Source organism: Bacillus sp. GM2, assembly GCF_056155945.1.
Genome location: NZ_JBRKSZ010000010.1, coordinates 1 through 11,485, shown reverse-complemented (window position 1 = coordinate 11,485; position 11,485 = coordinate 1). Strand labels below are relative to the sequence as shown.

Below are 11,485 nucleotides of genomic sequence, written 5' to 3'. Positions count from 1 at the left end.
ATCTCTGCGGCCTCCTCTTCCGTTAGGGGTTCGAGTTGATCAGGCGTTGCGTATCCGCGAAAGCACTCACCCCCGGTAATACTAATGCTCTTGCCACGTATGTGTGGGTATTCGGGGTTTTCGACTTCATATACTTTTCCGTTCTCATACCCGCAAAGAGGAAGTTTGCCGCCGCCTGATTTCAGCCGAACTTTAGCGCCTTTCTTAAACTTTGCGCGAGCTGCCGCGTCTTTTGCTTCGGCAACTTCTTCGTCAGTTGCGTGGACGAGTTCATCTTCGTAAAAAATTCCGGCTTCATCTCCGTTCAATTTTTCGCAATGGAAGGGCGCAAAATCTTTGTCGTCTCTTTTTATTAGTACGATTTCATCGATTTCCGCGTAATGACCGCTTTCGTTCCCGACAACCTTCGCATAATCACCGACTTTCAGGCGTTCAGGCTTCGGCTCGGCGGCGCTGACTTTGCGGTAGACTTCGAAAACATGTTCGTAGGTATCAAAATCGCATCCTTCGTCATCAATGATACGCGGATCTCCATGTCCATCTACGCGATAGATTTCGTAATACTTATCTGCGGTTAGATATTCGTTTGGAGCTTCGTCAAACTTAACGAAATCGCCCGCCTTCGCTTCGCTCTTGGCAATCCGTACGTATTCCGTCTTGGCTTCGCCTTTTAGCGCAGCAACGTCGGATTTTAGGGATTCGATATCCTTTTCGTTTGTGCTGACGCGATCTTCTAATGACGGTTGAGATGCGGAGACTTTGCGGAAGAATGAAAAGGTTCCCGGTTGTACGCCCATTAGATCTCCGTCATCATCGATATACCTTAATCCACTATCGTAGATAACCGGATAGAAATGACCGAGCGATACGAATGTCATTGGTTCTGAAATTCTTAATCCAATATCACCTAGCTTCCCCTCGCCTTCCACACGCTCATACTCCGCACCGTTATACGCAACCTTCGTAATTTCACCGTTCACCATATCGAGAGTCTTAACGCCAGTAAGTTTCGACATCGAATCGTCCTCCTTTTATTGACCGTCCGACCCGGTAAGGTCAAACCGCCTCCGCTTCGTTTTTAACTTCGTAAAGTTCCCGATTAAGGGACAGCGGCAGTTCTACCCACCGCTTGCTCGCACGATTAGTTGATTTCGCCCAATATTCGCGCTGATTTCCTTCGTTTTCAAACATCCAAACGCGAGGCATTTCGCCCGGATCACCCAATACGCCGATAAAATAATCAACGTCGGACCGATCGTAGGGCTCGCCTTTTCCGTTCGTTGCGTATAGAACGAGTTCATTTTTGCGGTCAGGCCTACGTCGAAACGTTTTGACCTGAACCTTGTATTCGCGACCATTCAGCGGGTCTTCCGCCTTGAAATCGTAAGGCTGCGCGAGTTGGGGGCGCGATACTGCGTACCCATTCGCTAACAGCGCCAACTCTGCGACAACCTCCGAGTATTTTCCGACAACTTCGGTTAGATGCGCCATTCAATCGTCCCCCTTCGTTTTATTAAAACGGTAAAGTTTCTTCGTCATCTTTTTCGTTATTGGATCCGGCGCCCAGTGATAAGCCGATCAGACTAATATCGAATCCTGCTGCGACTAGGTTCTCAATCTGCGTCTTCTCGTCGGCTTCGAAAAGGAGGCCGTCGAACAAAGACATATCGAATTCTTTTCCGTCGTATTTATTGAAGTTCTCGCGTTCCTTATCCGTTAGATCCTCTTCCATATCGATAAACGGCGTTAAGCTGACCGTCGTTGATGTTCCGGAACCCGTTTTCGAAAGCTCAAACGCAACCTTTCCGAGTTTCTTTTCGAACTTCGTGATAACTGCGTAAACGGCCTGCGCTTGCTTTTTCGAAAGGTCGATGATGATTGGATTGCCTGTTTCTAAGTCGATGAATCCGAGTGCATAACGTTCTTTGACACGATACTTGGCGGCTTCTTCCTTGTACTTCTCTTCCGCTTTTGAGTCGCCCTTATCCGCAGCCTCCTTCTTTAAATCCTGATAATACTTCCAAGCGAGATCCCACGGTGTGTAGTCCGCAACCGGAAAGCCTTTATCGTTCATTTTGCTAGGATTCTGCGCAACAAACGAGTTTACTTTCTTGTAGATACCGTAGCTGTAGAAACGAATAAGGTCTTCGGTACCGAGTACGCGAACCTTGAAGGAAGATCCCGACTTAAAGCTCGTAAATTCCATCCCGTTTCCACTTCCGCCTTCGTTCGTTGAGTTTAAAGCATTGAGCGCCGCCACGCCTTTTTGAAATTGGCCCATTCGATTTCCCCCTACGTTTTAATTTTGAGGCTTTTCGCCCTCGCAAAATGCCGGTATCTGCGTCCGAAACGCCGCCAGCGCTAAGCAGTAGCGACGCGACTCTGTTACTTAACGGCCGCCCCGACATTCTCCGAGCGCCGGGCCGCAATGTCCGCCGCCCTCATTCGCCTTCTTCGCGATTAACTTCGTAAATAAGTCGGCCAAGTACAAGCGCGGCAATCACCGCAAATATTTCGAACAACCATGCGTTAGACATAGGCGGCAACTCCTCTCGCTGTACGCGTCAGTTCGCGTCTTAATTCGTGCGATTCCGCCGGCAATTCGTCAATACGCATACGAACCGCATTAATTCGAGATTGCAACGCCAATTTAGTCGATAATGACCGGGCGCGCGACAAACGGTCTTCTAAATGTGCGATCTCTTCTTCGAGTTCATCGCGAAACTTATCGATCCTAGCCACCTCTTCCGTAATTTGTTGCGACATTTTCGTAATTTCTTCCGCAATGAAATTCGTCACTTTACGCCGAATTCGATTGATGTAGCTTTTATTCGGTGGGATCACGGTCTTAACAACGTCTGCATCTACCGCAAGCATGAACGTTGCTCCACGATGGGAATACATCCGAGCATCTTTTCCGTTGTTGTCCGGACCGATGCCGCAGTAAATCGCATTAGATAACATCTGCGACGCCCATGCTTCCGGCGTTTGGTTGCCGATCTTAAAGCGCTTGGTAATTCGTTTCTTTGCGTGGTGGGATAGCGTTACTTTCATCCGACGCGCACCACCTGGATCGAAAGTGGACGGTAGTAGTCCGCCGGATCTTCGTCGACCGGCCATGCGCCTTGATATAAAATTTCGGTAAGTTTGCGCTGATCTAGCGCTGGATACGTATTAAAATCGATAAATTTGGGGATATTCATAGTACGTTCGCCTCCATATTGTTTAGGTAAAACGCACTAGACCGAAAGGTGTGTTCGCATACTGTTCGCTTGTCTTTTGACAACAGATTGTATATGATGAGGATGTAACGAATGCCTTCCGGGCTAGTTACGTATAGAAAATTACGCTGTTAATTGGGATTGGCAGTGTGCCCTGAACCGTTGGATGAACTTACGGTGAGACTCGGGATTTCCTCCAAATCGCTTCGCCAAAAGCGATGAAATTTCCGAATCGTTTGTGCATCCTCGGTTCCAAATTGCCAATATCGTTTTTTTTCGTGGGTCGTCCTGCGCCAACAGGGCGATCTTTTCTTTTAATAAAACCTCGCCTACGACGTTCGCCGAAATGTCTTCAGGTTCCCATACAGTTCCATCCTCACCTTCGAATGAGGTGTCGTATCTGATTCTTCTCTTTTTCCCGGTTAAAAAGTCAGCTCTTACACTTCTGATTATTTTTTGAATGAGAGCTTTCTTCTCTCTCCCGTTGTCTCTGAATGCCAACAAAGCTTTTCCGATTCGCCAATAGCATTCTTGCTCAAAAGAAGTGAAATCTGGAATTAGATGAGCGATTCTTTCTGACTCCCTTATGACATATGGAACGGCACCGCTCTCCAAAGCAATTTTAATCCTATTCAATTGTTTTTCTTTCAAATGTTTTTCCTCCTTTGCCCTACACTATATAACACGTAGTTGGCATTTACTTTTGGGACATCGTTTCCGGAATTTTTTCTTATCTTTATTTTTTTTGCTAATTATTTAGCTTTTTGTTGACATAAATTAAAGAATATTGTAGAGTATAGACATATCTAAATAAACCCTACAAAAACAGCCTGAAACGTTGGGAGACGTAGCTTAAGGCTTTAATTTGTAGTGTCTAAGAAGCTGAATAAATAGCTTATGAACACAGTTTATTAAAGATTTCTTTAAATGTCAACTTGTTTTTTAAAGATTTCTTTAGTTTGTTTTCATGAGCCATTAAGGATGGTTGATATGATTACGTTTGAAAGAGTTAAAAAACTTTGTAAAGATCGAGGCATAAGCCTCTCAAGACTAGAAGAAAATGTAGGATTCGGAAAAAACTCTATTTATTCATGGAAGCAGAATAACCCTTCGAGTGACAAACTCAAAAAAGTAGCCGACTACTTCAATGTATCTGTTGACTACCTACTTGGCCGTACCGATGATCCGAAAATACAAGGCCAATACGACATAGATACTATAGCCGCTCATCACGATGGTGAAGATTGGACAGAAGAAGAGTTAAGGGAGATCGAACGTTTCAAAGAGTTTGTCCGCTTAAAAAGAAAACAACAGGAGTAGTTGAGATGTACGAAACATTACTTTCGGAGGCTACTCACCTTGGTATAGACACCTATGAAAAACAAATGCCTCATAGACTCAAGGGATTGTACTCAAAAAATGTTATTTTGATTAATAAAAACATGGAAACCTCTTATGAAAAAACTTGTATACTTGCCGAAGAACTTGGTCATTATTATACATCGAGTGGGGATATAGTTGATCAAGATACAATTGAAAAGCGAATACAAGAAAAAATTGCGAGAACGTGGGCTTACGAAAAGCTAGTACCTTTGTCCAAAATTGTTCAAGCCCACAAAGAAGCTATAAAAAATAGGTATGAGCTTGCTCAGTACCTTGAGATTACAGAAGAATTTTTAGATGACGCCATTAAGCGCTATAAAGAAAAATACGGTGCTACTGTTAACTACGGTGGATACACCATTTGTTTTGAACCACTTGGTGTAATAGAGTGGATTGACAATTCTTTTTAACCTAAAAATCGAACATACATTCTTTTTAAGGAGGTATGGACGACCTGTACGAATGGATCGTCGAAGAATAACCAGTAGTCGGTCGTTGACGGGATTAAGTGTCGCCCGTCAACGCAAGACTTGGCTGTTTAGGTAACTTAAGACGCCAGCTCTTGACGTCCTCCGCACGCTCATACACCGCCATCAACTCCGTTCTCCCTTTCGCAATCAATAGTTCATTCGCATCCTTTCCTTCCGTAATATATCCGTGTGCCAGTCCGACTTTCCCGTATAAATAACGCTCGACCTCCGCCCGCAACTTCTCGCCGGCCTTATCGTTATCCGTCACGATGGTTACGTGTTCGATCGGAGACTGAACGATAATGTCCGCCTTCCGTTGGTTGAACGAAGACCCACCGGTTCCGATCGCCGGCACTCCCGCCGTCATCCACGATTGCGCATCGATCTCCGCCTCGCATAAGACAACACGCTTCAGCCGCCGGTCATACACGACATTCATTCCGTAAACAAGGTCCCGTATTGGCCAGCCGCCTTTGACGTACCAGAACGCCTTGCCCCGCGTTGACCGGTACTTTACGTTAGCAAGCCGCCCGTTCGGCAACCGCCAAGGCAACGCAACCGCACCGCCAGCCATACCGACGCCCATTAGCCGCTGGACAGCCGGCATGATTCCGCGCTTGTTTAAATAATCGTTAGGCCCCGCAGTCACGTCGTCGAGAATCGATTCGCTCAACGGTTCGCGATTCTTTGCGATCTTCAGCTTCGGCAGCCTCAGCGTTAATTTACCGTCGTCTGATTCCGGCGCGTACGAATCGATTAGGTATTCGACCGTCTCCTCTTCGGTTTCTTCGCGTAAAAACGCAAGTAATTTAACGAAGCCACCCCGTGCATACTCTGCGTCATAATAGCCGCTATCACCCCAATAGCCGGCCTTCGCGGTCGCCGTGTCTTCGAGATAAACGTAAAAGCTCGGCGACCGGTCATATCGGAAAGGGCTTGCGGACAGGAGTCGCTCGTCCGTCCAGGTCGGCCGCGTCCATTCGAACTGTTCGAGCTCATATCGTATGTCGACGTCGACCGGACGGCCGTTTAACGTCAATGTCGGCACTTTAGTCCCACTCCTTTCGTCTTAGAAATCGAACTGATCCGCTCCCCCTAGCTGCTTAATGACGCCGAACTGCGGCAGATAAATGATCTCAGCGCTCTTCCCTTCGCCGCCATCACGGCCTTTGTTCAGACCGATCAGGCCTCGCCCTTCCTCTGCGTTCGTATCCACCGCAATCAATAACGCAGCATCTTCGAGCAACGCCTTCGTTTTCTTGACGTCCTTACGCTGCGGCAACTTTAATTCGGAATCAGCGTCTTTCCCTTCACCTTCTTCTGCTTGCGTCAACGCAAAGACAGTCGTTTTTGTTTGACCGGCTAGACGACGGAGTTTCTTCGATGTTTCGGCCGCGTCTCCACCCGCAGTCTTTGACGTGTTCTTTTCGTAATCTAAATAGTAAAACGGATCGATTAGCACGACGTCAGCTTTCGTTTCAAGGATATCCGCCTTCAGATCGCGGAGTTTCCGGGAGTCGAAGTCCTCGTCGTCTACCGCGCGGACAATGATGTTGCCCGGAATCAATTCGTTCATCTTATCGAGGAACTCCATAAAGCCGGATTCGAATTCGTCGGATAGCTTTCCCTGGCGAACATCCCGCGAATTAAATCCGGCCTCAATATCGACGCCATCAAGATTCGCTTTTGTCACGCCAATGCTTGCCGAAATGGAAACGTAAAGCCTGACGAGAACCTCATACCATCCCATCTCCATCGACCAAATCAGAACGTTCGCCCCCTGCATCGCGCAATTAATCGCTTCCTCCAACGCTATGGCCGATTTTCCCCGGCCGGACTTCCCATAAATAACGTATACGTTCGACGAAACATAGCCGCCCATCGCCCGGTTTATGAAGTCGAATTTGCTGCGCCAGATCCGGAAAGACTCACCAGCCTTTCGGTTTTCATATTCGGCTTTGAATTTGTCGATATCTTTTTTGATGTCGGTGCCAACCGAACTACGAACGTTTGTTCTAATTTTAAATCTTTCGGCTTGCTCCGTCAACCAAGAAAAAAATTCTTCCGGATTATCTTGCGCGCTCTCCCACCGCTTCATAAATTCGGATTCTCCGCCGTCTCCTCTACCGTTAACAATTTCGGAAAAGTCCCGTAAGGACGCGTAATTCTTCAATTTTTCCGCAAGGTAATCGTAATTGGCCTCGATATTAAAATCCGGCTGGAAGTCCGGCACCTCATTCGCAACCATTTCGGCCGTCGGCGCCTGCCCTCCGTGTTTCTCCGCATATTCCGTGATGTATCGAAGTGCCTTGCGTTCGCCTTCCGTCGGCAGATCCTCGGCGGTAATATTAAAGCGCAACAGCGCATTCGGATCGTTCTGTTCGATTACCTTCGATAGCATTAAAACACCGTAGTTCATCCGCGATCCCTCCTCTTCTTACGCTATATGTTCGATTTCCTTCATCCTCAATGCGTTGACCGCTCGTGCTCCTCCGTACTCTTCCAGCTTCCTATCGATGAAGGAGACGCCCTTCGCAGTAACGTACGTCTGCACAAAGTTAACTCCGTAATATCTAGACGGCGACTGTTTGACTTTAAAATATCCTTCGTTGATGTAGCGCTGATAAGGAACCGGTGAACCTTCTTTCCGCACAAATACGCCGATTGTTCGTAAGAATGACGTTAATTTATTTCGTCCAATGCCGATCGATTTGGCTGCCTGCTCCAACGTTTGAACGTTTGTCGCGGCGATAAAACGATCATGTTCCTCCGCTTTCGGTTTCATTTCGGAGATTACTTCGTTTTGTTTGCGTACAGTCTCTAAAGTTGCGCTAAATAAAAGTTTTGTTTGTTCGTCTGCAAACGGCAGATACGTTTGTATGAATAAATCGTCATTTGCTACATAGCCGCCTGTTTTCCTGATTGTTGGGATGACTTCGTGAGTGATCCAGCGTTTGAACTGTTTGGCCTCTGGTTTGCGGCTTCTTAAAATCAGAGAATAAAGGCCCGGCTCGTTGATGATGAATGTTTCTTGATTTCGTCCTAATGAATCGGTGACCGGAACACTATTCCGCTCATCTTCATCTAGCAAATTCACTGATTTTCGAGCGTCCGTAATTCCTAAAACATCACAAACATCTTTTGCAACAAACCAAGGTTCGCCATCCTTAACGACTGTTCGGACCTGTTGATCTTGGTAATTGAACACTTTTTTCAATTCATTCATAATGATTCCTCCTCTTTTTCTTCTCGATATAAATGACTCTAGAGCCCCTCTTCAGTTGCTCCGCGATTTCGATACGAATACGGAAATAGTCGGCGACCTTGCCGAGCATATCCGAAACGGAATCCGCAGCGACACCGATGTAATAAAACGCCCAGCCAAGCGCAGCAAACGTCCACTTTAACGGATAGAGTAGGCGGTGCATCATCGCTCAACCTCCCGCTTTAATTTCGCCTTTACCTCGTCCTGCTTCGCCTTGTATTCTTCGTCACCATACATCGCTTCCAGACGCTTGTAATCGTTTAACTCGTCGAGTAGCTCATCGATTTTCTTCGTCTTGTCTTTCGCCATTTCACTCCCCGCCTTTTCTAGTTCTTCGCTAAGCTTAGCCATGGTATCGGCACTCGGCAATTCCGGAAGAAATTCCGCAAAGTGAAACGCCGTTCCCTCCGGCTCCGGATAGTTTTCGTAATCAACTCCGTCAAGATATTCGTCAACAAACTGACTGCGGCAGACTAGGCGGATGTCGTTCGAATCAGCGAGAATCCATTCGCCGTGAATTGCGTCTGCCAGATCGAATTCAACGTAATTAGAAACGCCGGTATCATCCGCTTCCTTAACGTCTCGACGCGCATCCACGAAGAATATGCGGTCAGGATATCCGTCTACTGCGACCAGGTCTCCGAAAGTGATCTCCGTTTTCATCTCCGCAGCCCCCTTTTCGATTCGCCCTCGAATTCAATTACGCGGCATAGGTCACGAATACGGTCCGTCAGACGTTGCTCTCCGAAAACGTCCGGCAGCCGTTCGATCGCAATGTTGCTCGTGTAGACAGTCGGTAACTGATTCGTCACTCTTGCGTTAACTATTGCGTGAAGATAGCCGCGAAATGCAGGCGTACAATCTCGTACTCCAACGTCATCCAGTACCGCAAATGGAGCCGCCATCGCAAGCGTCATCTTTCGTTTGAACTCCGTCAGGCCGTCCTCATCGTTCGTCATGGTTGCGAGGTTGAATTCCGTCTGCCATTCGTTCACATCGAGGAAATAGGCCGGACGCAGTGACGGCGTTAAACCTCTCCGCAAAGACCCGCTGTAATGGATGCGCAGCCATTCGTTAAGGATTGCCGCCGCTGTCGTCGTCTTTCCGGTGCCGGAGTTCGCGCTGTAGAGATACAACGACTTGATCCGGTCAGCCGGTTCGATATAGCCTTCCGTTTGCTCGAACTGGCGCTCGAACGTCTTGACGTAGTTTTCAACCGATTGATATACCGCAGGCTGCCCCGCTCTGGCTGGCGAATTGGCGAGCGTTGTCAAACGATATTCTCGCGGTAATCCTGCCGCCGCAGACCGGCCGCCGTTGCCCGATGCGCCGTGTAGTGCGATGAAGTGCGGGCATTGGCGGTTACAGGCGGACGTGCCGGCCGCTTTGCATCCGTTAGCCAGGACGCAGTTTCTTTCGTTAGTCAATGGCGTTCACTCCTTTCGTTAGTTCTCGATTACGTTTACTATCACATAATGATCGTCACGTTTTTCGATACGAACTTTATCTCCGATATTAAATGTCGTAATACCGATCCATTTCTTATTTCGTGGACGAAAATAAATCTGATGTCCGCTGTCTGATACATTGGTTATTTCTCCGACTCTTCCAGCCGCCGCAGATTTCACCGTATAACCTTCGTCTAAAAGTCGTTTTATTTCAAGTCCGATGCTCATTCGCAATCCCTCCGTTTAATAAAAGTCGTCGCCGATTTCCGCCTGCTGTTCCCGCCTTTGTTGCGCCGCTTCTTCGGCCCTGATTTCCGCCACTGCCCGCTGTAAATTCCGTCCCATCCACTTCTGCATAAATCCGAAGCTGACGCCCGGCCATTCTGCCGTCGGCCTGTATTCCGCAAAGCACAGATCGATGAAGCGCTTCGTCACTTCCGGTCCGTATTCGCCCGGCTTCCGCTTCGTTCCGACCCAGCGCCCGAGCATCCCCGCTTCTGCCTTCCATGGTTCGCGAGTAGGCATCGGAACGTAAGGGACGCCGTACAGCCGCTCATGCTCCGCTTTTAAATACGCCTGGAAGTCGCGCACATTCCACTTGGATAACGGTTTATCTGTCGTCGGCATTTTCGTCACCCATTTCGTTAAGAATCGCATAATAATCGTATTCTTGCGCATAGGATTCGTAGAGGTCGATTTTACGACGCAAGTCCGAAATTTCCTTCGCCATGTGATCCTTTTCCGCTAACAACGATTCAATAACGGGTCGGTCGGCAATCGGACACATTCTCGCTATCTCTGACGTAAGCTCCGCAATGTGGTCGAGCAAAGCCGGAATATCTTGCCGGGCGTGCGCGATGAACTCTGCGTCTTCTTTCGTTACTGCCGCCGCAACGCCGTCCCAATGTGTGTTTACCCAATACCGAAGATTTTCGTTTCCCGGCCATTCATGATCATCTGCGCCCCAATATCCCCCCGTTGCCGCTTCTACACGCTGACGGATCGCTTCGATATCGTCTTTTGTCATTACGCATTCACTCCTTCGATTTTGATTCCTAGTTTGTATAATGTTTCGCGAATGGCCGCTTTCCGTTCCTCTGCGCTAGGTGAACCTCCGTGAGATTCGTAAAACTCCCGCACCTTCTCCTCCGGCGTCTTTTCGACTTCATATCCGTTGATTAATGCGGCCGCGAGCGTCATGATGTCAATAGTATTAATTCCGGAATATTCATCTCCAAAATGACAACAGTGCACTTTAGCAGTAAGCAGTTCTTCTTTTGTCCCCACCTCTAAAAACGCCTCTATCGAATCCGACTGATCCTTCGTAATTACCGGCTTTTTAATTTCGCTCATCTATTCGTCCTCCTCTAACGCTTCGAGTTCTTCTTCTAATTCGCGAATCTCTTCTTCCAATTCGTAAATTTCGTGCTGTAAAAGCCGAATATCTTCGATAATGTCATCACGCCGTGTCATCTTAGCGCCTCCTTTGCGTGTAAGTTTATTTCGTATAGCTCAGTAATCGGTATTAAATCGACTGGTTCTTCGGGAATCTCCGACTTCGATTCGATTAATTTCAGCGCCTTCTTCAGCCGCTCGTTCTCCGCAATCAATTCGGCTACAGTACAGCGTAGGTCTGCGATTTCGTCCGTCAATTTTAACGCCCCCATTCCGTGTATTTTCACCTCATAACGTCAACCC

At 47.7% G+C, this 11,485-nt stretch carries 19 protein-coding genes; 2 read left to right on the top strand and 17 right to left on the bottom strand.

The features are described from left to right. The 6 genes from ACVC9U_RS23080 to ACVC9U_RS23055 all read right to left on the bottom strand — a co-directional run. Positions 1–1,016, bottom strand: a 1,016-nt coding sequence (locus tag ACVC9U_RS23080; RefSeq protein WP_441391694.1) for a hypothetical protein, incomplete at its 3' end; no start/stop codon positions are given. A 40-nt stretch (positions 1,017–1,056) separates the two neighbouring features. Further along, complete coding sequence (locus ACVC9U_RS23075; RefSeq protein ID WP_016885241.1) at positions 1,057–1,491, bottom strand: PDDEXK-like family protein; 435 nt, start codon at positions 1,489–1,491, stop codon at positions 1,057–1,059. Between the two features lie 22 nt (positions 1,492–1,513). Then, a complete protein-coding gene (locus tag ACVC9U_RS23070) occupies positions 1,514–2,281 on the bottom strand; it encodes a hypothetical protein (protein WP_145677629.1) in 768 nt (255 codons plus the stop codon). 248 nt (positions 2,282–2,529) lie between these two features. Further along, the gene (locus ACVC9U_RS23065; RefSeq protein ID WP_144573590.1) at positions 2,530–3,054 is read right to left on the bottom strand and encodes a hypothetical protein; all 525 of its coding nucleotides are present in this window, start codon (positions 3,052–3,054) and stop codon (positions 2,530–2,532) included. Further along, positions 3,051–3,203 carry a hypothetical protein gene (locus tag ACVC9U_RS23060; RefSeq protein ID WP_164972520.1) on the bottom strand — a complete coding sequence of 51 codons (153 nt, stop codon included), beginning with the start codon at positions 3,201–3,203 and terminating at the stop codon, positions 3,051–3,053. The genes ACVC9U_RS23065 and ACVC9U_RS23060 overlap by 4 nt, the downstream gene beginning before the upstream one ends. Before the next feature lie 141 nt (positions 3,204–3,344). Further along, entirely contained in the window at positions 3,345–3,872 is a 528-nt protein-coding gene (locus ACVC9U_RS23055) for a hypothetical protein (protein ID WP_046132594.1), read from the bottom strand. A 339-nt stretch (positions 3,873–4,211) separates the two neighbouring features. On the opposite strand from ACVC9U_RS23055, the gene ACVC9U_RS23050 reads away from it, so the two are divergent. After that, positions 4,212–4,541 carry a helix-turn-helix domain-containing protein gene (locus ACVC9U_RS23050; RefSeq protein ID WP_046132595.1) on the top strand — a complete coding sequence of 110 codons (330 nt, stop codon included), beginning with the start codon at positions 4,212–4,214 and terminating at the stop codon, positions 4,539–4,541. Between the two features lie 5 nt (positions 4,542–4,546). Beyond that, a complete protein-coding gene (locus ACVC9U_RS23045) occupies positions 4,547–5,014 on the top strand; it encodes an ImmA/IrrE family metallo-endopeptidase (RefSeq protein ID WP_441389998.1) in 468 nt (155 codons plus the stop codon). Between the two features lie 94 nt (positions 5,015–5,108). Here the strand turns inward: ACVC9U_RS23045 and ACVC9U_RS23040 are convergent, their stop codons facing one another. From ACVC9U_RS23040 to ACVC9U_RS22990, 11 genes are all read right to left on the bottom strand, one after another. Then, positions 5,109–6,122, bottom strand: a complete 1,014-nt coding sequence (locus ACVC9U_RS23040; protein ID WP_129093890.1) for a toprim domain-containing protein — start codon at positions 6,120–6,122, stop codon at positions 5,109–5,111. A gap of 21 nt (positions 6,123–6,143) precedes the next feature. After that, positions 6,144–7,493: a DnaB-like helicase C-terminal domain-containing protein gene (locus ACVC9U_RS23035; RefSeq protein WP_441389999.1), complete on the bottom strand. Its 1,350-nt coding sequence runs from the start codon at positions 7,491–7,493 to the stop codon at positions 6,144–6,146. Between the two features lie 18 nt (positions 7,494–7,511). Then, complete coding sequence (locus ACVC9U_RS23030; protein ID WP_441390000.1) at positions 7,512–8,300, bottom strand: BRO family protein; 789 nt, start codon at positions 8,298–8,300, stop codon at positions 7,512–7,514. After that, positions 8,293–8,505: a hypothetical protein gene (locus ACVC9U_RS23025; RefSeq protein ID WP_441390001.1), complete on the bottom strand. Its 213-nt coding sequence runs from the start codon at positions 8,503–8,505 to the stop codon at positions 8,293–8,295. Before ACVC9U_RS23025 ends, ACVC9U_RS23030 begins: the two co-directional genes overlap by 8 nt. Then, positions 8,502–9,002, bottom strand: coding sequence for a hypothetical protein (locus tag ACVC9U_RS23020; RefSeq protein WP_441390002.1), 501 nt, complete (start codon positions 9,000–9,002; stop codon positions 8,502–8,504). Before ACVC9U_RS23020 ends, ACVC9U_RS23025 begins: the two co-directional genes overlap by 4 nt. Beyond that, positions 8,999–9,766: an ATP-binding protein gene (locus tag ACVC9U_RS23015; protein ID WP_441390003.1), complete on the bottom strand. Its 768-nt coding sequence runs from the start codon at positions 9,764–9,766 to the stop codon at positions 8,999–9,001. Before ACVC9U_RS23015 ends, ACVC9U_RS23020 begins: the two co-directional genes overlap by 4 nt. A gap of 18 nt (positions 9,767–9,784) precedes the next feature. Then, the gene (locus ACVC9U_RS23010) at positions 9,785–10,015 is read right to left on the bottom strand and encodes a hypothetical protein (RefSeq protein WP_441390004.1); all 231 of its coding nucleotides are present in this window, start codon (positions 10,013–10,015) and stop codon (positions 9,785–9,787) included. A 15-nt stretch (positions 10,016–10,030) separates the two neighbouring features. Continuing rightward, on the bottom strand, positions 10,031–10,414 hold the full coding sequence (locus ACVC9U_RS23005; protein ID WP_441390005.1) for a hypothetical protein: 384 nt from the start codon (positions 10,412–10,414) through the stop codon (positions 10,031–10,033). Beyond that, positions 10,398–10,814, bottom strand: a complete 417-nt coding sequence (locus ACVC9U_RS23000; protein WP_016885259.1) for a hypothetical protein — start codon at positions 10,812–10,814, stop codon at positions 10,398–10,400. The genes ACVC9U_RS23005 and ACVC9U_RS23000 overlap by 17 nt, the downstream gene beginning before the upstream one ends. Continuing rightward, the gene (locus ACVC9U_RS22995; RefSeq protein ID WP_441390006.1) at positions 10,814–11,140 is read right to left on the bottom strand and encodes a hypothetical protein; all 327 of its coding nucleotides are present in this window, start codon (positions 11,138–11,140) and stop codon (positions 10,814–10,816) included. Before ACVC9U_RS22995 ends, ACVC9U_RS23000 begins: the two co-directional genes overlap by 1 nt. 116 nt (positions 11,141–11,256) lie before the next feature. Then, positions 11,257–11,439 (bottom strand): hypothetical protein, encoded by a 183-nt coding sequence (locus ACVC9U_RS22990; RefSeq protein ID WP_441390007.1) that lies wholly within the window; start codon positions 11,437–11,439, stop codon positions 11,257–11,259. Positions 11,440–11,485 lie beyond the last annotated feature (46 nt).